The sequence below is a fragment of the Streptomyces sp. NPDC003456 genome (assembly GCF_042878735.1).
In the GTDB taxonomy this organism is placed as follows: domain Bacteria; phylum Actinomycetota; class Actinomycetes; order Streptomycetales; family Streptomycetaceae; genus Streptomyces.
In genome coordinates, this window is record NZ_JBIAOK010000001.1 from 207,593 (window position 1) to 228,328 (window position 20,736).

The 20,736-nt window shown below is 73.5% G+C and carries 14 protein-coding genes; 3 read left to right on the plus strand and 11 right to left on the minus strand.

Translation table 11 applies throughout. The features are described from left to right. Positions 1 to 306 precede the first annotated feature (306 nt). Positions 307 to 966, plus strand: a complete 660-nt coding sequence (locus ACFYWG_RS00610; protein WP_376328320.1) for a ScbR family autoregulator-binding transcription factor — start codon at positions 307 to 309, stop codon at positions 964 to 966. 39 nt (positions 967 to 1,005) lie between these two features. On the opposite strand, the gene ACFYWG_RS00615 is transcribed toward ACFYWG_RS00610, so the two are convergent. The 11 genes from ACFYWG_RS00615 to ACFYWG_RS00665 form a co-directional block, all read right to left on the minus strand. Then, positions 1,006 to 2,559 (minus strand): MmgE/PrpD family protein, encoded by a 1,554-nt coding sequence (locus ACFYWG_RS00615; RefSeq protein WP_385415563.1) that lies wholly within the window; start codon positions 2,557 to 2,559, stop codon positions 1,006 to 1,008. Positions 2,560 to 2,689: 130 nt separating this feature from the next. Next, a complete protein-coding gene (locus tag ACFYWG_RS00620) occupies positions 2,690 to 3,058 on the minus strand; it encodes a nuclear transport factor 2 family protein (protein WP_030854128.1) in 369 nt (122 codons plus the stop codon). A gap of 92 nt (positions 3,059 to 3,150) precedes the next feature. Beyond that, the gene (locus ACFYWG_RS00625; RefSeq protein ID WP_383508558.1) at positions 3,151 to 4,104 is read right to left on the minus strand and encodes a diacylglycerol/lipid kinase family protein; all 954 of its coding nucleotides are present in this window, start codon (positions 4,102 to 4,104) and stop codon (positions 3,151 to 3,153) included. A gap of 146 nt (positions 4,105 to 4,250) precedes the next feature. Then, positions 4,251 to 5,081, minus strand: coding sequence for an alpha/beta fold hydrolase (locus ACFYWG_RS00630; protein ID WP_383508561.1), 831 nt, complete (start codon positions 5,079 to 5,081; stop codon positions 4,251 to 4,253). Positions 5,082 to 5,110: 29 nt separating this feature from the next. Further along, the gene (locus tag ACFYWG_RS00635; protein WP_383508564.1) at positions 5,111 to 6,583 is read right to left on the minus strand and encodes an MFS transporter; all 1,473 of its coding nucleotides are present in this window, start codon (positions 6,581 to 6,583) and stop codon (positions 5,111 to 5,113) included. Positions 6,584 to 6,643: 60 nt separating this feature from the next. Then, a complete protein-coding gene (locus ACFYWG_RS00640; protein WP_385415568.1) occupies positions 6,644 to 7,897 on the minus strand; it encodes a cytochrome P450 in 1,254 nt (417 codons plus the stop codon). 300 nt (positions 7,898 to 8,197) lie between these two features. Further along, on the minus strand, positions 8,198 to 8,965 hold the full coding sequence (locus ACFYWG_RS00645) for a thioesterase II family protein (protein ID WP_376328484.1): 768 nt from the start codon (positions 8,963 to 8,965) through the stop codon (positions 8,198 to 8,200). A gap of 53 nt (positions 8,966 to 9,018) precedes the next feature. Beyond that, complete coding sequence (locus ACFYWG_RS00650) at positions 9,019 to 10,023, minus strand: LLM class flavin-dependent oxidoreductase (protein ID WP_383508570.1); 1,005 nt, start codon at positions 10,021 to 10,023, stop codon at positions 9,019 to 9,021. A 38-nt stretch (positions 10,024 to 10,061) separates the two neighbouring features. Beyond that, the gene (locus ACFYWG_RS00655) at positions 10,062 to 11,678 is read right to left on the minus strand and encodes a fatty acid--CoA ligase (protein ID WP_389198316.1); all 1,617 of its coding nucleotides are present in this window, start codon (positions 11,676 to 11,678) and stop codon (positions 10,062 to 10,064) included. A gap of 18 nt (positions 11,679 to 11,696) precedes the next feature. Then, entirely contained in the window at positions 11,697 to 17,408 is a 5,712-nt protein-coding gene (locus ACFYWG_RS00660; protein ID WP_389198318.1) for an SDR family NAD(P)-dependent oxidoreductase, read from the minus strand. Positions 17,409 to 17,419: 11 nt separating this feature from the next. Beyond that, complete coding sequence (locus ACFYWG_RS00665; protein WP_376328343.1) at positions 17,420 to 17,734, minus strand: acyl carrier protein; 315 nt, start codon at positions 17,732 to 17,734, stop codon at positions 17,420 to 17,422. A 150-nt stretch (positions 17,735 to 17,884) separates the two neighbouring features. On the opposite strand from ACFYWG_RS00665, the gene ACFYWG_RS00670 reads away from it, so the two are divergent. Together ACFYWG_RS00670 and ACFYWG_RS00675 are read left to right on the plus strand one after the other, a co-directional pair. Further along, the gene (locus tag ACFYWG_RS00670) at positions 17,885 to 19,516 is read left to right on the plus strand and encodes an aldehyde dehydrogenase family protein (protein WP_376328346.1); all 1,632 of its coding nucleotides are present in this window, start codon (positions 17,885 to 17,887) and stop codon (positions 19,514 to 19,516) included. Between the two features lie 45 nt (positions 19,517 to 19,561). Beyond that, positions 19,562 to 20,701 carry an acyl-CoA dehydrogenase family protein gene (locus ACFYWG_RS00675; protein ID WP_383508578.1) on the plus strand — a complete coding sequence of 380 codons (1,140 nt, stop codon included), beginning with the start codon at positions 19,562 to 19,564 and terminating at the stop codon, positions 20,699 to 20,701. Positions 20,702 to 20,736: the final 35 nt, after the last annotated feature.

Below are 20,736 nucleotides of genomic sequence, written 5' to 3' on the forward strand. Positions count from 1 at the left end.
CGTGGGCCATTGCTGACGCCTGAGGATTGGTGGGATGATTGAGCACGACTGACATCTGGGATTCGCCTCCCCCGTACTGGAAGAACCAGGACCATGCGAACTAACAGACGTGCGGCGCCCTTCGGCATGAATTTAATATACCTTCGGGAAGGTATATAGCAAGGCTCGAGCGGAGCAGGTCGGATGATCGGCCATCCCTGCGGCCAGGGGGGCGGCACCCGCGACGCATACGCACGTGCCCGGGCCCGTTCCCCCGCGAACCGGCCATCGGAAGGCAGCGGACGGCACGGCACGGAATTGGACGTCATGAGCAAACACAGCGAAGCCATACGGACCCCGCACATCCCCGGCAGCACCTCGGCCGACGACACCTCGCACCTGAAGCAGGAGCGCGCCATCCGCACCCGGCGCACCATCCTCGACGCGGCCGCGGAGGTCTTCGCCCGGGACGGTTACCCGCACGTCACCATCAAGGACGTCGCCGACGGCGCCGAGATGACCAAGGGCGCGGTCTACTTCCACTTCTCCAACAAGGAGGCCCTCGCGGTCGCCGTGGCGGAGGAGTTCTACCGCAGGCTCAACGAGATCGTCTCCCCCGCGCTCGAAGGCGACCACTCCTCGCCCTCGACGGTGGTGGACGTGCTGCTGCGCACCGCGCGCGGGTTCCGCGACGACGTCTACATCAAGGCGGGGGCGCGCCTGCAGATCGAACGCCCCTACATCAAGGCGGAGATGCCGGTCCCCTACGTCGGTTTCACGTCACTGATCGTCGACCTCCTGAAGGAGTGCCAGGCCGCCGGCCGGCTGCCGCAGAGCGCGGTGCCCGAGGCCCTGGCCAGGGTCCTGATCTCGGCCCTGTTCGGCGCCCAGCACATCTCCTGGGTGCAGAACGACCGGGCCGACATCGTGGCGCGGGTCGAGGAGATCGTCGACGCCTTCGGCCTGCTGTCGGTGCCCGCGCAGTAGGGCCGGTGGCCGGGGCAGGTGCGCCGGGGCGGGGCGGGTTCAGTCCAGGAAGGCGGCCTCTATCCAGCGGCGCAGGGCGCCCGGACGCATGCGGTGCAGCCGGTCCACGCTGTCGGACACCTCGTGCGGGCCGCCGACCGACAGGAACTTCTCCCGCACCAGGTCCGCGTGGTGGACCCGGGTCTCCGGGCCGGCCGCGCCGACCGGGATCAGCCGGCTGCGCGAGAGCGTGCGGCCGTCGGTCAGCCGGACGGTGACCCGCGCGCCGGTGGCCTTCTGCGCGCGGGAGAAGTCCCGGTCGTCGGCGCTCAACGGGCCCAGCAGGTCGACCAGTTCGTCCCCGCCGAAGCCGCGCAGCCACGGCACGGCACGTGCTCCCGCCTCCCGTACCGCCTCGCCGAACGGGGCGTCGGACAGGAACAGTTCGCGCGTCATCTCGGTGTCGTGCTCCAGGCGCACCCGCCGGGCCAGCCCCCAGCGGGCCGGGTCGTCCAGGTGCGGGGAGGAGAAGTCGTCCACCGTGAACTCTCCGGTGAGCAGGGTGGTCGCGACGGGGTAGGGCACGTCCAGGACCAGGGCGCCGAGCGGGGAGCCGGGGCCGGTGACGTACCGGGCGGCGCGCTCACCGGCGAAGAGGGTGTACAGGGACGCCTCCACGACCACCTCGGCCACGTCCTCGGGCCGCAGGCCGCCCAGTTCGCGGTGGATCTCGGCGGCGCAGTCCACGGCCGCGTCGATGCCGGGCCCGCCGGGGTGCATCTTGAAGGAGAGCGTCTCGGTGTGCCAGCGCCGGCCCAGCCCCTTGGCCACCGCCTGCGGCAGCGGCACGGTGGCGAACCGGGCGAGGAAGCCGTCCTCGTGCTCGACGATGTCGGGGGCGCCGCGCAGTCCCGCGTACGCCGCGTCGCAGGCGTCCATGGCGGTGCGCACCGGGGTGAAGGTGTTGAACAGGCGGGCGTCGCTGGCCAGGAAGGCCCGCATCAACGGCCAGTTGGGCATGGCGAAGGCCAGCCCGAAGGCGTTCTCCCACAGCGCGGCCGGGGCCCGGTCGCAGTGCAGCCGGCCGGCCACCGCGCCCGCCAGGTGGGTGTGCACGGCGCTCTGGCCGCGCAGCGGGCCCAGCGTGGCCGAGGCGGTGATGCGGGCCGCGCACTCGTTGGCCGCGACGACGGCGGTCAGCAGGGACAGCCCGTCGAGCCGGCGGGAGTAGGCGAAGGCGAGCGGGACCGCGACGGTGGAGTTCGACAGGTGTCCGGCGTAGGCGGTGTCGTCGAGGTTGAGCCAGGACCCCAGGGCGGCGAAGACGCCCGCGGCGACGCGCGGGTCGCGCTGCATGGGATGCCCGAAGGCCGCCACCAGCCGCCGTCCCAGCGGGTGGCGGAGCCCGGCTCTGATGGAGGCGGCCTGTGAGAGCACCTGACTGGCCGCGAGCTTGAGCACCCGGCACGGGATGTGCTCGGGGCGCAGCGTGGCCGCCCACTGGGACAGTTCACGCAGCGGGGTGTCGGTGGGCCGGCGAGGACGCCTGGGTGCCGTGCTGCCCCAGTCGTCGCACAGCGCCCTGGCCACGCTCTCACCGAGTACTGCCGTCATGGCGGGAGGCACCTTCCTTACCCGTGGGCCGGCCGGGGCGTGCCGTGGCCGGCGGCGGGTCGCTGGCGAGCGGGTGAAAAGCGGCGGCGGGAGCACCGTCGGCCGGTGCTCCCGCCGCCGCGGGCGGGGTTCAGGCGGCCGGCACCTTGTCCAGGAAGCCGTAGACGGCCTTGATGCGGCCCGCCTCGTCGGCGACCAGGACGTCGAAGCCGATCGCGATCGGCTCGGTGCCGGGCTCGGTGACCAGGCCCCACTGGAACCGGGCCTGGTTGTGGTGGGCGTCGACCGTGCCGTGCAGTTCGAAGGTCAGGCCCTTGAACTGCTCGCGGGCGCCCGCCACCACCGCGCCGAAGCCCTCGTGGCCCTCGACGGCGGCGAGCGGGTCGATGTACGGAGCGTCGGCGGTGAACAGCTCGGCGATGGCCGCCGCGCGCTTGTCGGCGTCCGCCTCGTTCCAGATGGCCAGGTAGCGGTCGACGGTGGTGGTCAGGTCGCTCATGCGTGTTCTCCTCGTGTGCGGTGGTGGGACTGACCCGGCGTACCGTCGCCGGGTGCGCGGTACGACGGGGGTTGGGGGTGTCTTGAGGGGCTTCAGGCCTCCGGGGCCGGGGCCCACACGGGCAGGGCGCCGGGCAGGACCTCGAAGGTGGCCGTGGAGCCGATGCCGTGCTGGTACTCGCCGTCGTGCTCCAGCGGCAGCCGGCGGCCGTCGGTGCGCTCCACGGTGATGGTGCGCCCGCGCGCGTACCGCGTGGCGGGGTGGCCGATGTGGGCGGCGGTCAGGGTCAGCCGCGGCACGTCGGCCGCGGCGATCCCCTCGCCGATGACGCAGACGTCGAGCAGGCCGTCGTCGAGCAGCGAGTCGGGCAGGACGTGGAACCGGCCGCCGCGGTAGGGGCCGCCGCCGACGTTGGCGAGGACGGTCGGGCCCTCGTGCACGACCTGCCCGTCGACGGTGACCCGGCCCGGGTAGGGCGCGTAGCCGGCGGCGGTGTCGGCGAAGGCGCGGGCATAGCGCTCGCGGCCGGTCAGCGGCAGGTCGCGGGCGGTGATCAGCGCGTCGGCGATCACACCGGAGCAGGCGCCCAGGTAGACGTACTGGCGGGTCTCGGCCAGACGGGCCAGGTCCAGGCGGCGCGGGCGGGCGCTGCCGCCGATGCCGGAGTCGGTGAGGATCGCCTTGAGGGACTCCGTCCAGGCTCGCTCGCCCCACAGCATCTTGTAGCCGGAGTTGCCGGTGCCGCCGGGCACCACCGCGAGCGCGGCGCGCCCGGAGGCGGGCACCAGGCCCTGGACGGCCTCCCGGACGGTGCCGTCGCCGCCGACGACGACGACCAGGTCGGGGGCGCCGGTGCGCCGTTCCAGGGCCCTGCGCACCGCGACGGTGGCATCCCCCGGCCCGGTGGTCGGGTGCAGCTCGGTGTGCTCCACGTACGAGTCGCACAACTGCCGTACCTGTTCCACCAGTTCGGGGCTGTGGCTGCCGGAGGCCGGGTTGGCCAGGACCAGTGCCCGGGTGGGGACCGGGGCTGCTGCATCTGCCATGGCGGGCGTACTCCTTCGTCGGACGGCGCCGGCGGGTCCGGGGCCGGGGCGGCGCCTGCGGCCGGTGGACCCACGAGGTCGACTCTGCCGCCGACCGCTGTCACGGTGCTGACGTGCGGCTGACGCCTGCCCGGGCGCCCGGGCGGTCACTGCTTGGCGAAGGCCAGCAGGTCCGCGTTCAGACGGTCGGCGTGGGTGGCGAACAGGCCGTGGGCGGCGCCCTCGTAGGTCAGCAGGGTGCTGCCGGGGACGAGCTCGGCGGTGCGGGGAGCGCACAGCGGGTACGGCGCCGCCAGGTCGGCGGTGCCGTGGACGATCAGGGTGGGCACCCGGACGGCCGCCGTCTCCGCCCGCAGGTCGGTGGTGAACAGGGTGCGGTAGATCTCCGTGGCGGCCCGCGGCGAGGTGTCCATGGCCAGGTCCATCAGCCACTGGGCCAGTCGGGGCGAGAGCGGCGTGCTCGCCGGGTCCGCCTCGGGGCCGGCGAAGAACGGCCAGGTCAGTGATCTCAGCCAGGCGGCACGGTCGGTCCGGATGGCCTTCTCGACCTCCTCCAGCAGCGCCCCCTCCAGCCCGTCGGGGTTGTCCGGGGTGCGCAGCAGGAACGGTGTGGTGGAGGAGACCAGCGCCAGCTTCCCCACCCGCCCGGTGCCGTACCGGGACAGGTAGCGCACGGCCTCGCCGCCGCCCGCCGCGCAGCCGACCAGCAGGACGTCCCGCAGGTCGAGGTGGTCGAGCAGGTCGGCGAGGTCGGCGGCGAGGGTGTCGTAGTCGTAGCCGCTCCAGGGGATGTCGGAGCGTCCGGTGCCGCGCCGGTCGTAGGTGACGCAGCGCAGCCCCTGGCCGGCCAGGAAGGGCGCCTGGAACTCCCACATCCGCGCATCCGCCATGGCGGCGTTGAGCAGCACCACGGGGCGTCCTTCGCCCCAGTCGGTGCAGTGCAGCCGGGTCCCGTCGCGGGTGGTGACGTACGGCATGGCGTCTGCCTTCCTTGGTGGTGGGGGCCTCAGCGCCGTGCGGTGCGGCCCGGGGCCGCCAGCACCAGGGCGGAGGCCACGAGTGCCAGGGCGAGGAGCGGGACGAGCGTGATCGCGAACGCGTGCGGGTAGGCGCCGGCCGAACCGCCGGCGTCGGCCAGGGCGGGGAAGAAGACCGCGCCGGCGATCGCCACGCCGACGGCCGCGCCGCCCTCCTGGGCGGTGTTGAGCAGCCCGGACGCGGAGGCGGCGTGCTCGGGCACGGCCGCGCCCAGCACCAGGTTGGTCAGCGGGCCGGTGGTCAGGCCCATGCCGAGCCCGGCGACGAGCAGGGCGGGCAGCAGCCACAGCACGTGCCCCGTGGTGTCCAGGCGGTCGGCGGTCAGGGCGACCGCCGCGTAGCCGATCGCGAGGGTCAGCGGGCCGACGGCCACCCTGCGGGCGGTGACGGAGGCGGCCTTGCGCGAGGACACCACCGAGGCGCCGAAGTAGCCCGCGCCCAGGGCCAGGAAGAGCGACCCGGACTCCAGGGGCGACAGGCCCCGGCCCAGTTGCAGGTAGAGGGCCAGCACGAAGAAGAAGGAGCCCATCGCGAGGAAGTAGACCACCGTGGCGGTCAGCCCCACCGAGAACACCCGGCCCTTGAACAGGGCGGGTTCGATCAGCGGGCCCCGGCCGGCCGCCGCCCGCCGGCGCAGGTGCCACACGGTCACCGCCAGCAGCACGGCCGCGCCGGCCAGCGCCTCCCACACCCACAGCGGCCAGCCGCGCTCCTGGCCCTCCAGCAGCGCGAAGACGATGATGCCCAGGGAGGCGGTGACCAGCAGGGCGCCCACGAGGTCGAGCCGGGTGCCGCCCTCGCCGCGCGACTCGGGGATGGTGCGGCCGACGAAGGCCAGGGAGACCAGGCACAGCGGGACGTTGATCAGGAAGATGGTCCGCCAGCTCAGTCCCGCGATGTCGACCGTGATCAGGGCGCCGCCGATGAACTGGCCGAAGACGCCGGCCAGTCCGATGACCAGGCCGTAGGCGTTGAAGGCGCGGTCGCGGGCGGCGCCGGTGTACACGGTGCCGATGATGCCGAGCACCTGGGGCACCATCAGCGCGGCGGCGGCGCCCTGGGCGATGCGGGCGACGATCAGGACGGTCGCCGTGGGGGCCAGGCTGCACGCGGCCGAGGCCAGCATGAACAGCACCATGCCGAGTGTGAACATCCGCCGGCGGCCGAAGAGGTCGCCGAGCCTGCCGCCGGTGATCAGTCCGGCGGTGAAGGCGACGCCGTAGCCCACGACGAACAGCTGGGCCTGGGCGGCGCCGGCGCCCAGGTCGGCCTTGATGGCGGGGACGGCCACGTTGGCGATGAAGAAGTCCAGCACCGTGATGAACGTGCCCACGAGCACCACCAGGAGGGCACCGGCCGAGGGGGCGGCGGCCGGTGCGGCGCCGGGGGGCGTCGGCGCACGCCCCTCGACGACGGCTTCGGTGCTTGTCTCAGAAGTCATGACGACTCCGTTTCTCGATCTTTTCGGGTGGTTGGCCGGTGGTGCCGGTACCGTGGCCGGTCACCAGGTCACGGGAAGGTGTGTCACCCCGTGGAAGACGGTGCCGCGGCGGAAGACCGTGCGCGGGTCGGCCGCCAGCCGCAGGTTCGGAAAGCGCCGCAGCAGGGAGCGCAGCGACAGCTCCATCTCCAGCCGCGCCAGCGGGGCCCCCTGGCAGTAGTGCGGGCCGAAGCCCCACTGCAGGTGGCCGCTGGTGTCCCGCTCGGGGTCGATGCGGTGCGGGCAGGCGAAGACCGACTCGTCGTGGTTGCCGGCGGGCACGGAGATGACGACGGCGTCGCCCTTGGAGATGCGCACACCGCCGAGTTCGAGGTCCTGGACCGCCAGCCGGACCATCGCGTCCTGGGAGATCGACCAGTAGCGCATCGACTCCTCGATGAAATTCGGGATGAGCGCGCCGTCGTCGGCGCTCACCCGCGCCCGCAGGTCGTCGTCGCGCAGCAGCGCCAGGATGTTCAGGGCGATCTGGTTGGTGGTGGTCTCGTGTCCGGCCACCAGCACCAGCCGGGCGATGCCGACCAGTTCCTCCAGGGTGAGGGCGCCCTTGGCGTGGTGGTGGACGGCCAGGCGGCTGATCAGGTCGTCGCCGGGGCTCTCCAGCTTGCGCAGCGCCAGTTTGGCCAGGTACTCGGACATCTCCTCGAAGGCGGCCAGGGAGACCGCCGGGTCCTCCTGGGAGATGGTGAGGCGGGTCTTTTCGATGAAGAACGCGGAGTCCTGCTCCGGAACGCCCAGCAGCCGTGCGATGACCAGGGTCGGCAGCGCCCGGGAGAACACCGCGTGCAGGTCGGCCGGTCGGGGCAGTGCCTCCAGGTCGTCCAGCAGCTCGTCCACCAGCCGCTGGACCGGTTCGCGCAGCCGCTTGACCCGGCGCGCGGTGAACTCGGTCTGGATCATGGAGCGGAGCCGGGCGTGCTCGGGGTCGTCCAGGCGCAGGAAGGAGCTGGGGTTGCCGCCGGGCGGGACCTGGATGCGCACCGGCGCGCCGGGCAGCCGCTCGTCGGCGCTGAGGCGGGGATCGCCCAGCGCCTGCCTGACGTCGGCGTAGCGGGTCACCAGCCAGGCCAGGCGGGACTCGGCGGCTCCCGCCGGCAGGCGCACCACGCACGGGGGCGCGGTGCGCAGTTGCGCCAGGACGGGCGGCGGGTCTCCGTCCTCGGTGCGGGCGAAGGGCCAGTTGAGGACATCGGTGTGGTCCGCGAGCGACACGTCGGCCTCCAGGGGTGAGGGGGCAGGCAGGTGGATCCCGGACACCGGCTCTCTTCCGTGGTCGGACTCGAAACGCGCTGACGCCGCCGGGGCCGGGGAGGACATGGGTGGTCCCTTCCGCGGCCGCGGACGCTCGTGCGCCACTGTCGCGCAGTCCGCTGACACGGCACTGACACGGGTGCCGGCCGGGCTGTGGGCCCGGGGCACCCGTGTGGGGGCCGGTGCTGGGAGGTGTGGTGCGCACCCGGGAAAAGGCGCCCGAGCGGGGCGCCCTTTTCCCGGTGCCGCGCTGGTGCGCCGGCCGGGAGGGCGGGCCGGTCGGCCCCTGCCGTCCCGGTCGCGGCGCTAGCGCGCGTGGTGGGCGGCGATCCGCTGCAGGCGGTGCGCGAAGTGGGCGGTGACGGCCTGGGCGTGGGTGTCGATGTAGAAGTGGCCGCCGGAGTACTCGTTGTGGCCGAGGTAGGCGGGGGTGCGTGCTGCCCAGTGGGTCATGGCGTCCGGTTCTTCCTGCAGGGGGTCGGAGCGCCCGCCGTAGGAGGCGAGCGGGCAGGTGACCTTGGCGCCGTCGTCGACGTACTGGGCGGCGACCCTGAGGTCGGCGCGGAGGGCGGGGACCACGAGGGCGAGCATCTCGGGGTTGTCGTAGATCTCGGCCGGGAAGGAGCCCAGCTTTTTGATCCACTCGACGAGCTCGGGCTCGGGCATCCGGCTCTGCTCCTCGGTGGGCTGGAAGAAGCCCTCGGGCGACCAGCCGGACATGCCGACCATGACGGGCGCCGGGCCGCCCTCCTGCTCCATGCGGATGGCCAGCCGGAAGGCCAGCTGGGCGCCGAGGCAGTGCCCGAAGAACGCGAACGGCCGGTCGTCGAGGTCGTCGAGCACGGCCTCGTGCAGCGCTTCGAGCAGCGGCCAGAACTCCTCGTAGGTCGGCTCCTCGCGGCGGTTGTGACGGCCCGGCAGGGTCACCGCCTGGGCGGCGATGTCGGGCGGCAGCAGGCTCTCCCAGTCGCGGTAGATGATGGCGCCGCTGCCCGCGTGCGGGAGGAGGAACAACCGGATCGAGGCGTCGGGCGAGGGCTCCACCGGGTGGAACCACTGGCCCGCGCGGGACATCCGGCTGCCGGCGGCGACGGTGGCGCCGGTGTCGGTTGCGTCGGTGGTACTGGTCACGACTGTGTACTCCCCACGGTGGTGGACGGGCCGAGGGCGCGTACCGCGGGCAGCAGCACCTCGGCGATCTCCTTCAACTGCGGTTCCGGGTCGAGCGATCCGATCCTCAGCACCAGGTGGCGGGCGCCGGCCCGGACGTAGCGGCCGAGCCATTCGGCGCACTTCTCGGCGCTGCCCCAGCCGTAGGCCTGGATGGTGCGCATCTGGTCCAGGGAACGGCCGTAGTAGTGGCTGATGTAGTGCTCCAGTTCGGCCTGGGCCGCCCGCTCGTCGCGGTTGACGGTGACCGTCGCGTACAGGGCGGGGGTGACGGCGCCGGCGGGGCGGCCGGCCTCCTGGGCGAGTTCGGCGATCCGGCGGCGGGCCCGGCCGTAGGCGTCGGGGTCGGGCAGGAACGGCAGCCAGCCGTCGTAGCGGGTGGCGGCGCGGGCGAGGACCTTGGGGGTGTCGCTGCCGGCCAGCCACAGCGGCGGGCCGCCGGCGGTGGCCGGGCAGGGCAGCCGGTCGAGGTGGTCGGCCTGCCAGTACCTGCCCTGGAAGTCGGCCGGTTCGCCCTGCTGTCCGGCGTGCCAGGCGGTGCGCCACAGGGCGGTGATCTCGTCCAGGCGTCCGACGCGGCCGGTGAAGCTGGCGCCGACGGAGGCGAACTCCTCCTGCGTCTCGGGCATGGGGAAGCCGGAGCCGAGTCCGAGGACCAGCCGGCCCGCGGCCACGTGGCTGAGGCTGGCGACCATGTTGGCGCCGATCAGGGGGTGGCGCAGGGCCGGGGTCAGGGCGGCGGTGCCGACGGTGATCCGCTCGGTGGCGGCGGCCGCGGCGGCCAGGACGACGAGGGGGTCCAGGCGGGGGCGGGCGGTGAGCGAGTCGCCCGCCCACAGGGAGTCGAAGCCCAGGGCCTCGGCGTGGCGGGCGAAGTCCAGCAGCGGGGCCGCGGCGTAGGTGCCGTTGATGGCCTGTTCCCGGGTGGGCAGCAGGATGCCGACGTGCAGGGGCCCGTTCATGGGCGAGGACCTTTCCGTTCGGGGCGGCTGAGGCGGTGTCATGCGACCGTGTCGGCGAGCGGGTGGCGGGCCGGTGCCGTCAGCCGCTCCCGCACCGCGCGGCGCAGGATCTTGCCGGAGGGGTTGCGGGGCAGGGAGTCGGTGAAGTGGTAGGCGGTGGGGATCTTGTAGTCGGCGAGCCGGCCGCGCAGGGACAGCAGCAGTTCGCGCGGGTTGGCCTGGGCGCCGGGGCGCAGGACGACGACCGCGTGCACGCTCTCGCCCCAGTGCCCGTCGGGCAGGCCGACGACGGCGGCGTCCGCGACGGCCGGGTGCGCGGCGAGTGCCTTTTCGACCTCGGCCGGGTAGATGTTCTGCCCGGCGACGATGATCGTGTCGTTGATGCGGTCGCACAGGTGGAGGTAGCCGTCCTCGTCGAGGTAGCCGGCGTCCCCCATGTGCAGCCACTCCCCCACCAGGGTGCGGGCGGTGGCCTCGGGCAGGTTCCAGTAGCCGAGCATCCGGGAGGGGGCGCGCACGCAGATCTGGCCGATCTCGCCGGGCGGGAGGGTGTCGCCGTCGGGGCCGATCACCTTGACCTCGTTGCCGGGGCAGGGCCTGCCGACCGAGTCCAGCACCGCGCTGCCCGGGTGGTGCGCGTCGGGCGGCAGGCACACCGCCACGCTGCCGGTCTCGGTGCTGGCGTAGATCTGCGCGAACTCGCAGTCGAAGGTCTCCAGGCACTGCTTGAGGAGGGTCTCGGACATGGGCGCCGCGCCGTAGGCGATCTTGCGCAGGGAGGTGAACGCCTCTGGTCCCGCGCCGCGTTCGGCGGCCATCATCTGCAGCATGGCGGGGGCGGCGAAGGTGGTGGTGACCTGGTGGGTGCCAATCAGCCGGACCGCTTCCTGCGGGTCGAACTGCGGCATGATCACGTTGGTGCCGCCGGCGTTGAAGGTGTGCAGGAACCAGCCGATGCCCGCGACGCCGAAACCGGGCAGCGAGATGAGGCTGACGTCGTCGGGCAGCCAGTCGATCCAGGCCACGCCGTGCTCGCGCATGGCGTGCGGCAGGGTGAAGAAGCTGCGGTGGGCCAGGACGGCGCCCTTGGGCAGTCCGGTGGTGCCGCTGGTGTAGATCTGCACCACCGCGTCGTCGGGGCCGGTGCCGGGCACCGGGTCGCAGTCGGGCTGGTCGGCGGCCCAGGCGGGCAGGCCCGCGCCGCGGGCGGGTTCGCCGTCGGTGTCGGTGCCGTCGACGCGGATCACCCGCCGCAGACCGGGCAGGTGGTGGCGTACCGCGGCGACGGTGTCCCAGAACTCGTCGTCGACGAAGATCAGGGCGGCGCCGGAGTCGCGCAGGATGTGGTCCACCTCGGTCGGGGTGAGCCGCCAGTTGACCGGCACCAGGACCGCGCCCGCCTTGGCGCAGGCGAGCATGACGGTGTAGTAGTTCTCCGACTCGCGTCCCAGGTAGGCGACCCGGTCGCCGCGCCGCACGCCGCCGGCGCGCAGGGCGTGCGCGGCGCGGTTGCTGTCGCGGTGCAGCTTGTCGTAGGTGGTGACGCGGCCCTCGCAGATGATCGCCGCGTGGTCCGGCCGGCCGCCGGCGTGGGCGCGTGAGGAGTGGGTGAGCGTCCAGCGCTGCCCGGGTGCGCCGCTGGGGGTGTCAGTCATGATGCGTCCTTGGGTGCGTCAGGCGGCCGGCACCGGCTCGAGCTGGCCGTCGAGGAACTGGGCCAGTTGCCGCACGGTCGGGTGGTCGTGGGTGAGGGAGGCCGGCAGGGGCAGCCGGAACGCCTGCTCCAGGGCGGCCTTGACCTGCTGGGCCATCAGCGAGTCCAGGCCCAGGGAGACGAACTCGGTGTTCGCATCCAGTTCGTCGCCCTCCTCCAGGTGCAGGACGGCGGCGACCTTCTCGCGGACGACCCCGGTCACGGCGGCGCTCCGCTCGGCCGGCGGGAGGGCGGCGAGCGCGGTGAGGTCGAGGCCGGTGTCGTCGTCGGAGGCGTTGCGGGCGAGCCGGTCGTAGAACAGGTCGCCGGTGACGCTGCCCGCGACGTAGCGGTCCCAGTCGAACTCGCCGACCACCCGCTGGGTGCGGGGGCGTCCCCAGAGCCTGGCCAGGGTGTCCAGGGCGCGGGTCGGGGAGAAGAAGCGCACGCCGCTGCGTTCGATCTCCTGGCTGAGGTGCTCCTCCAGGCGGGCCGACATGCCGACGCGTGCCCAGGCGCCCCAGTTCACCGACAGGCCGGGCACGCCCTGCCGGCCGCGCCACTCGGCGAGAGCGTCGAGGGCGGCGCTGGCCGCGGCGTAGTGGCCCTGGGTGGCGCCGCCGAGGACCGAGGCGATCGAGGAGTAGGTGACGAAGAAGTGAAGTTCCGGGAAGGAGGACTGGGCGGCCTCGTGCAGCAGCCAGCCGCCGTAGGCCTTGGCCTCCAGCTGGGCGTCGATGGCCTCCCAGGTCAGTTCGGCGAGGAGTTTCTTGTCGTAGGCGCCTGCGGCGTGCACGATCCCGCCCACCGGGTGGGGGCCTGACTTGAGGTGCCGCACCAGCCGCCGTACGTCCTCGGCGCGGCCGATGTCGGCCCGCACCAGGTCCAGTTCGGCGTGCTGGGCGAGGTCGGCCAGGACGGGGGCGGCCTCTTCGGTGGGCCGTCCGCTGCGGCTGACCAGCGTCAGGTGGCGGGCGCCCAGGGCGATCAGCTTGCGGGCGGTGACCAGGCCGAGGCCGCCCAGACCGCCGGTGACGAGGTAGGTGCACTCCGGGCGCAGGGCGGCCGGGACCTCCTCGGCGGGGGCGGCGGGCTCCGTCTCGGGGCCGCCCGGGAGGGTCACCCAGGACTGTCCCGAGGGGTGCGACAGGGCCGTGCGCAGCGCCTCGCCGGTCTCGTCGAGGCGGAAGTGCCGGGCGGCGTCGTCCTCTTCGGCGGGCGGGGCGTGCACCACGGCCGCGGCGGGGACGGTGAGCGTGGAGCGGAACGTGCCGTCGTGGCGTACCAGGACGTCGTCGCCCGGTGCGAAGCCGGTGCCCTCGGCCGCGGCGAGGACGGTGCCGGTGGCCGCGGTGCCGAGCAGCGGCGGGGGCTCCTCCTGCGCGCCGAGCAGTTCCTCCTCGCGCTCCGCGCGGCCGGTGTCCAGGGCGGTGCGGGCGTCGTCGGCGCTCAGGCCGACCTTGCGCACGCGGATGTGGACCTCGCCGGTCCCGGGGGGCACGTCCGCGGCGGCGACCAGCGCGAGGTCGGACAGGTCGCCCGAGTCGGGGGCGCGCAGTTCGAAGCCGCCGGACCAGGTGAGCGGGGCGTCGCCGGACAGGAGCCGGCGGACGTAGCGGCGGCCCGGGCGGTGGGCGACCTGGTACTCGCCGGGCGGTTCGGTGTGCCACTCCGTCAGCAGCGGGGCCAGGCCGCTGCCGGGGGCGACGTCGACCAGGGTGGCCCGGTACTGGGGGTATTCGGTGAGCAGCACCCGGCCGAAGCCCCACAGGGTGGCGGCGGCCAGGTGCCCGCCGTCGCCGGCCGGGTCGCCGGGCAGCCACTGGGCTCCCTCGGTCACCAGCCACAGGCGGGGCGGGCGGGGGGTGCCGGCGGCGTCCAGCGCGTGGATGAGGGCGAGCAGTTCGCGGTAGTTCTCCTCGCACTCGGCGCGCAGCCGGTCGGCGGACATGGCCTGCGGGAGCTGCCGCCAGACGCGGCAGACGTCGGTGACGGTGGGGTCCTCCAGGGCCGCCTTGAGTTCGGTGAGGCCGTCGCCGCGGGTGATCTTCAGGCCGGGCCGTCCGGCGAGGTCGGCGGCGCGGGCGGGCGAGGGGTCGAGCAGCACCACGTGCCGGGGGCCGGCGGTGGTGCGCGGTGCGGGCAGGGCGCGGCGCACCCACTCGGGGCGGTGCAGGAAGCGGCGGCGGCCGGTGCTGTCCTGGGGGCGGGCCAGTTGCACGCCGAGCAGTTCGGCGACCGGTTCGCCGTTGTCCAGGAGCAGCACGTCGGCGGTGCGGCGGTCCTGCTCGCCGTGCACCCGGGCCAGGACGCGCAGCTGCTGGCCGCGGGGCTTGCGGAAGTGGCGGACCGAGGCGACGGCGCGGGGCACGAACACCGGGCCCTCGGGGTCGAGGACGACGCACGCCTGGACGGCGGCCTCCACCAGTTCGGCGGGCACGTGTTCGACGGCGGAGGCGCTGCGGCCGGTCAGCTCCCCGGTGACCAGGCCGTCGGCGTGCCGGGCGGCGCGCAGCAGCAGCCGCATCCGGGGGCCGTGCGGGCGGCCGACGGAGGCGAGGTCGGTGTAGATGTCCTCGTCGTCGATCTGCGTGGCGGCGGGGGTGAGGCCCGCGTCCAGTTCGGCCAGTTCGCAGACGGGGACCACCGGTTCGGGTTCGGCGGCGATCACCGCGGTGGCGTGCACGTTCTCCTCGCCGCCGACGACCGTGAACACCGCCACCTCGGCGCCCCCGCCCGGCTGCGGCCGCCAGCGGGTGGTCAGGGCGATCGGGGTCTCGGCGGGAACGTCGAGCGGGGCGAGCAGCCGCAGGTCGCGCACGGCGGAGCGGGCGTGGCCGCGGACCGCGTCCTGGGCCGCGAACAGCAGGTCGACGTAGGCGCCGGCGGGCAGGGTGGTGCGGGTGCCGTCGGCGAGGTCGGCGAGGGGGCCGAGGTCCTCGGCGGTGAACTCCGCGGTGAACTCCCGTACGCCTGAGGCGAAGCGCTCCTCGGTGCCCAGCAGCCGGTGGTGGGCGGTGCCGCCCGCGGCGGCGCGGCGGGGTGTGGCGGCCGGCAGCCAGTAGCGCTTGCGCTGGAAGGCGTAGGTGGGCAGGTCCGCCTTGGCGGGCAGGGCGTGCCCGGCGTGGTAGCCGGGCCAGGAGACGGTGAGTCCGGCGGCGTAGTACTCGGCGAGTGCGGTCAGGGTGGTGGTGGCCGTCCGGTCGCGGCGGCGCAGGCTGGCCAGCCACAGGTGGTCGTCGGCGTCGACGCCGCGCCGGGCGAGCGCGGTCAGCGCGGCCTGCGGGCCGATCTCGATCATGGCGTGGCGGCCGCGCCGGGCCACCGCGCGGATGCCGTCCAGGAAGCGCACGGGTTCGCCGATGTGCCGCACCCAGTAGTCGGGGGTGGCGATGTCGCGGAACCGGGCGAGCCGTCCGGTGACGTTGGATATCAGGCTGATGGCCGGCTCGTGGAAGTCGATGCCCTCCAGTGCGGCGCGGAAGTCGTCGTAGACCTCGGCCATCTGCGGGGAGTGGAAGGCGTGCGAGACCGCGAGCCGGTCGACGCGCACGCCGCGCTCCTTGAGGATGGCGCAGACCTCCTCAAGGGCGGGCAGGGCGCCGGAGACGACGCACTGGTCGGGGGCGTTGACCGCGGCCAGGGCGAGGTCGGGGCGGTGCTCCAGCAGCGGCCTGACGTCCTCGGCCGGGGCGGTGAGCGCGGCCATGCCGCCCTCGGCGCGCACCGCCTGCATCAGCCGGGCCCGCGCGGCGACCAGCCGGACGGCGTCGGGGAGGCTGAACAGGCCGGCGACCGCGGCGGCGACGACCTCGCCGATGCTGTGCCCGAGGAGCACGTTGGGGCGCACGCCCCAGGCCATCCACTGCTGGGCGAGGGCGTATTCGAGGGTGAACAGGGCGGGCTGGGTGTACTCGGTGCGGTCGATCGCCGCGGGGTCGTCGGCGGTGCCCAGCAGCAGCTCGCGCACGGAGCGGTCCAGGTGCTCGGCGAACAGCCGGTCGCAGGCGTCGACGTGGGAGCGGAAGTGCGGGAGGGCCTCGTAGAGGGCGGCGCCCATGCCGGCGTACTGGGAGCCCTGGCCGGTGAACAGGAAGGCGGTCTTGCGGATGCCGGTGGGGCCCTGGTGGTCCTGGCCGGCCGCCCGGTCCAGGAGGCGGGCCAGGGCCGCGCGGTCGGCGACGGGGGCGGCGACGCGGTAGGGGTGGTGGGTGCGGGCGACGTTGGCGGTGTGGCAGAGGGCGTCGAGGGGGAGGTCGGGCCGCTCGTCGAGCAGCCGCCGGTGGTTCGCGGCCTGCTCGCGCAGGGCGGCGGAGCTCTTGGCGGAGAGGGTGAACAGCGGGGCGGCCGGTGTGCCGGGGGGCTGGGGTGCGGGGCTGGTTTGCGGTGCCTGTTCCAGGACCACCGCGCCGATGGTGCCGGCGAAGCCGAAGCTGTTGACGACCGCGCGGCGCACCTCGGCCCGCCACGGCTCGCAGGCGGTCGGCACGCGCAGCGGGTAGAGGTCCCAGGGGATGCGCCCGGAGGGGGTGGTGAGGTTCAGGTGCGGGTAGATGGTGCCCGAGCGCAGCTGCAGCACCGTCTTGATGACGCCGACGATGCCGGAGGCCGGCTCCATGTGGCCCAGGTTGGTCTTCACCGACGCGGTGAGCACGGGGTGGTCGGCGGTGTGCGACTCGGCGAACACGTCCCCGATGGCGCCGAACTCGATCGGGTCGCCGAGCGGGGTGCCGGTGCCGTGCGCCTCCACGTACTGGATGTCCTCGGGGGCGAGGCGGGCCGCGGCCAGGGCGGCGCGGATCACCTTCTCCTGGGCGGGGCCGTTGGGCACGGTCAGTCCGGCGCTGTCGCCGTCCTGGCCGACGGCGGTGCCGCGCACCAGGGCGAGCACCCGGTCGCCGTCGCGCTCGGCGTCGCAGAGGAGTTTGAGGACCAGCACGCCGCAGCCCTCGGCGCGTGCGTAGCCGTCGGCCGACTCGTCGAAGGTCTTGCACTGCCCGTCCGGGGCGAGCATCTGCGCGTTGGAGAACATCACCGGGATGCGCGGGTGGTGCAGGGCGTTGACGCCGCCGCACAGCGCGATGTCGGTCTCGCCGGAGCGCAGGGCCTGCACCGCCAGGTGCAGGGCGACCAGCGAGGAGGAGCAGGCGGTGTCCACGCTCATGCTGGGTCCGCGCCATCCCAGGAAGTACGACAGCCGGCCCGACAGCGGGAACATGGTGATGCCGGAGGCCAGGTGGCCGTCCATCTCCTCGTAGGGCAGGGACTCCAGCTCCAGGGCGTAGTCGATGGAGCTGGCGCCGACGTAGACGCCGCCGTTGCCGCGGCGCAGCGGTGCCGGGTCGATGTTGGCGTGCTCCAGGGCCTGCCAGGCGGTCTCCAGCAGCAGCCGCTGCTGGGGGTCCATGTAGCGGGCCTCTTTGGGGGAGATGTTGAAGAAGGCGGCGTCGAAGAGGTCCACGCGGTCGAGGAAGCCCCCCGAGGTGGTGTGGATCTTCCCCTTGTCCTGGGGGCTGTGGGGGGTGAACGCGGCCACGTCCCACCGGTCCTGCGGGATCGGGCCGATGCCGCTGCGCCCTTCGCGCAGGAAGGCGTCGAACTCGTCGGGCGTCGTGCTGCCGCCGGGGAATCGCAGACCGATTCCGACAATCGCGACCGGCTCGGGCGGCTGCTGGGATTCCGCACGCGGCATGGAGGGGCTCCTTAGCTTTCCTGGGAGGAACTGTCCTGGACGGCCTGGGTCAGGTGGTCCACCAGATGGGCGACCGTCGGCTCGTTGAAGAGCACGTTGACGTTGATGGAGAGATCAAGGAGCCGCTCCAGGCTCTGCCGTATCTCGGTCAGCCGCAGTGAGGTGAGGCCGAGATCGAAATAGCTGATGTCGAGCGGGAGGTCCTCGGATTCGTCCATGAGGAGGACCGCCTTGAATTTCCTCACGACGATCGACTCGATTTCTTCGGCGAGTTCGGCGCGCGGCAGGTCACGCAGGCGCTGAACAGTGCTGTCGACGGGTGGCATGCGGTCATGCAAGCAGCGCAGGCTGACGCCCCACTGACGGACGGCGGGGCCGGCGTGGCTGAATCAGCACCCTGTCAGCGCCGGGTCAGATTCCGCTGCCACGCTCGCACTGCTTCGAAGAAACCACTCGCCAAAAGTGAAAGGCTGAAGATGCTTCGCGAAGCCGCGCAGGAGGAGAGTGCCGAGGCACCTTCCGCTATCAAGAGCTACGACCTCTACATCGCGGGCAAGGACGTCGCGGGTGACGGGTGGGTGTACACCGTCAGCGGCCGGTCCCTGCTGGAAGACGTGTTCACCAGCGTGAGCCTGAAGCGCGCCCTGGAGCAGGACCCGGAGTCGGAGGCGGCCAGGCACCCCTACGTCGTGGGGCGCTGCGCGGTCGCGGACGACGCGTCCATCGACCTGGCCACGCAGGCCGCGGCCGCCGCCGCGCCCGACTGGGCGGCGGTGCCGCTGGAGCGGCGGATGCAGCTGGGCACCCGCTTCCGTGAGGAACTGATCAAGCACCAGGACGAGTTCCTGCGGATGCTGGTCGCCGAGTCCCACCCGGTCAAGCTGGCCCGCTGGGAGCTGAGCTGCCTGCTGCAGATCTACTCCCCGGGCTCCCTGCGCTGGTACGCCAAGCAGATGCGAGTGGAGAAGGAGTACGCCGGGCGCACGCTGGTGCTGCACCGCCAGCCCGACGGGGTGGTGGCCTTCAACCCGCCGCAGAACGCGCCCCTGCCGAGCGCGGCGCTGTGCGTGCTGGCGCTGATGGCCGGCAACGCGGTGGTGGTGCGGGCGCCGCGCAGCATCGCGCTGAGCACCATGTGGCTGCTGCGGGAGGTGGTGGCGCCGCTGCTGGAGGAGATGGACGCGCCGGCCGGGGTGCTCAACGCGGTGTGCAGCAACCCCAAGCAGACCATGGACCGCTGGATCGCGGACCCGCTGATCAACGACATCTTCTACATCGGCGGCAGCCAGGAGGGCCTGCGCTTCGAGCAGCAGTGCGTGGCGCACGGCAAGAAGCCGATCCTGGAACTGGCGGGCAACGACGGCATCGTGGTGTGGAAGGACGCCGACGTGAAGTGGGCGGCCGAGGCCATCACCGAGGCCTTCTACGGCTCCGGCCAGATCTGCATGGTGCCCAACTACGTGCTGGTGCACCCGGACGTCGCGGACAGTCTGATCGCCGAGGTGAAGGAGCAGGTCAAGGGTATCCGGCCGGGCCTGCCGGAGGAGGAGGACGTGCTGCTGTCGCCGGTGCGGCGCAGTGAGCGGTTCTTCCGGCTGCTGCGGCAGGCGCTGGACAACGGCGCGGAGCTGGTCACCGGCGGCCACCGCACCGAACTGGACGGCACGCCCTCGGAGACGGGGGTCTTCCTGCAGCCGACGGTGGTGCGCGTGGACGGCCTGGACCGGGCGCGCACCTACGACGTGGTGCGCGAGGAGACGTTCTTCCCGCTGGTGCCGATCGTGGTCCCCGAGCGGGAGGACGACGACGCCCTTTTGGAGGCGTTCTTGCGCTTCGTCAACAGCAACGACTACGGGCTGCGCAACTCGCTGTGGTCGCGTTCGGACCACGTCATCGACACCTTCGTGCGGCGGGTCGTCAACGGCGGGCTGCTGAAGGTCAACGACTCCCACATCGGCTTCCTGCCCTACCTGCCCAGCCACGGCGGCACCGGCCGCACCGGCGGCGCCTTCGGCGAGGCCAACTACCCGATGCTCAAGACCTCCCATGTGCAGGGCGTCAGCATCGCCCGCGACGTCAGCCCCTACGACGCGGTGTTCGGCGCCTGAGCGCCCCACGCCCTTGAGCCCGCCGTTCCACTGGAGGTTTTTCCGTTGCGTTCCCTCGACCTCGCCCGCTCCGTCTGCGAGCGCTTCCACCCCGGTCTGCTCAAGGAGCTGGAGCAGATCGCGTACACCGACCGCGAGCAGCCCGGCAGCCCGGTGATCGACCTGTTCCGCATCCACGGCGGGGTCGGTCTGCTCATCCCCCAGGAGTACGGCGGCCACGGCGCCGACGCCCTGGACGCGCTGCGGGTGCAGCTGGCCCTGGGCGCGGTGTCGCCGTCGCTGGCGGCGGCCGTGTCGATGCACCACTTCACCGTCGCGATGCTGTACTCGCTGGCCGTCAAGGCGGGCCGGCTGACCGACGAGCAGACCGCCCTGCTGGGCCGCGTCGTGCCCGACCAGCAGGTGATGGCGTCGGGCTGGGCCGAGGGCCGCACGGCGCAGAACATCCTCAAGCCGGCCGTGACCGCCCGCCCGGTGCGCGGGGGGTTCCTGCTCACCGGCGCCAAGAAGCCGTGCAGCCTGTCGCGTTCGATGAGCCTGCTCACCGCGAGCGTCGCCATCCACGGCGACGACGGCGAACCGGAGCTGGCGCTCGCCCTGGTGCCGGCCGACGCGCCCGGCCTGAGCGTGCACCCGTACTGGGGCAACGACCTGCTGGCGGGCGCGGAGAGCGACGAGGTGCGGCTGGAGGACGTGTTCGTGCCGGCCGGCATGGTCGTGCGGGCCGGCGCCGACGACCCGCACCGCCTGGACGATCTGCAGTCGGCCGGGTTCGTCTGGTTCGAGATGCTGATCTGCGCCGGGTACGCGGGCGCTGCGATGGCGCTGGTGGAGCAGGTGCTGGAGCGCGAGCGCGGCAGCGTGGCGGAGCGGGCCGCCCTGGCCGTGGACATGGACGCCGCGGTGGCGCTGCTGGAGGGCGTCGCGCGGGCGACCGGCCCGGAGCCCGGTGACGAGGAGTCGGTGGCCCGCGTGCTGGTGGCCCGCTACGCCGTGCAGAACGCGCTGCCCGACATCGCCTCGCGCGCCCTGGAGCTGCTGGGCGGCCTGGACTTCATCAGCGGATCCGGTCCGGCGCAGGCCGCGGCGGCGCTGCGGGCCCTGGCCTTCCACCCGCCCTCGCGCGCCGCCGCCGCCGAGCCGCTGCTGCGCTGGTTCGACGGCGGCGAGCTCGTCCTCGCCTAGGGCCGCGGCCGGGACGGTCCGCCGGCCGGCTGGTC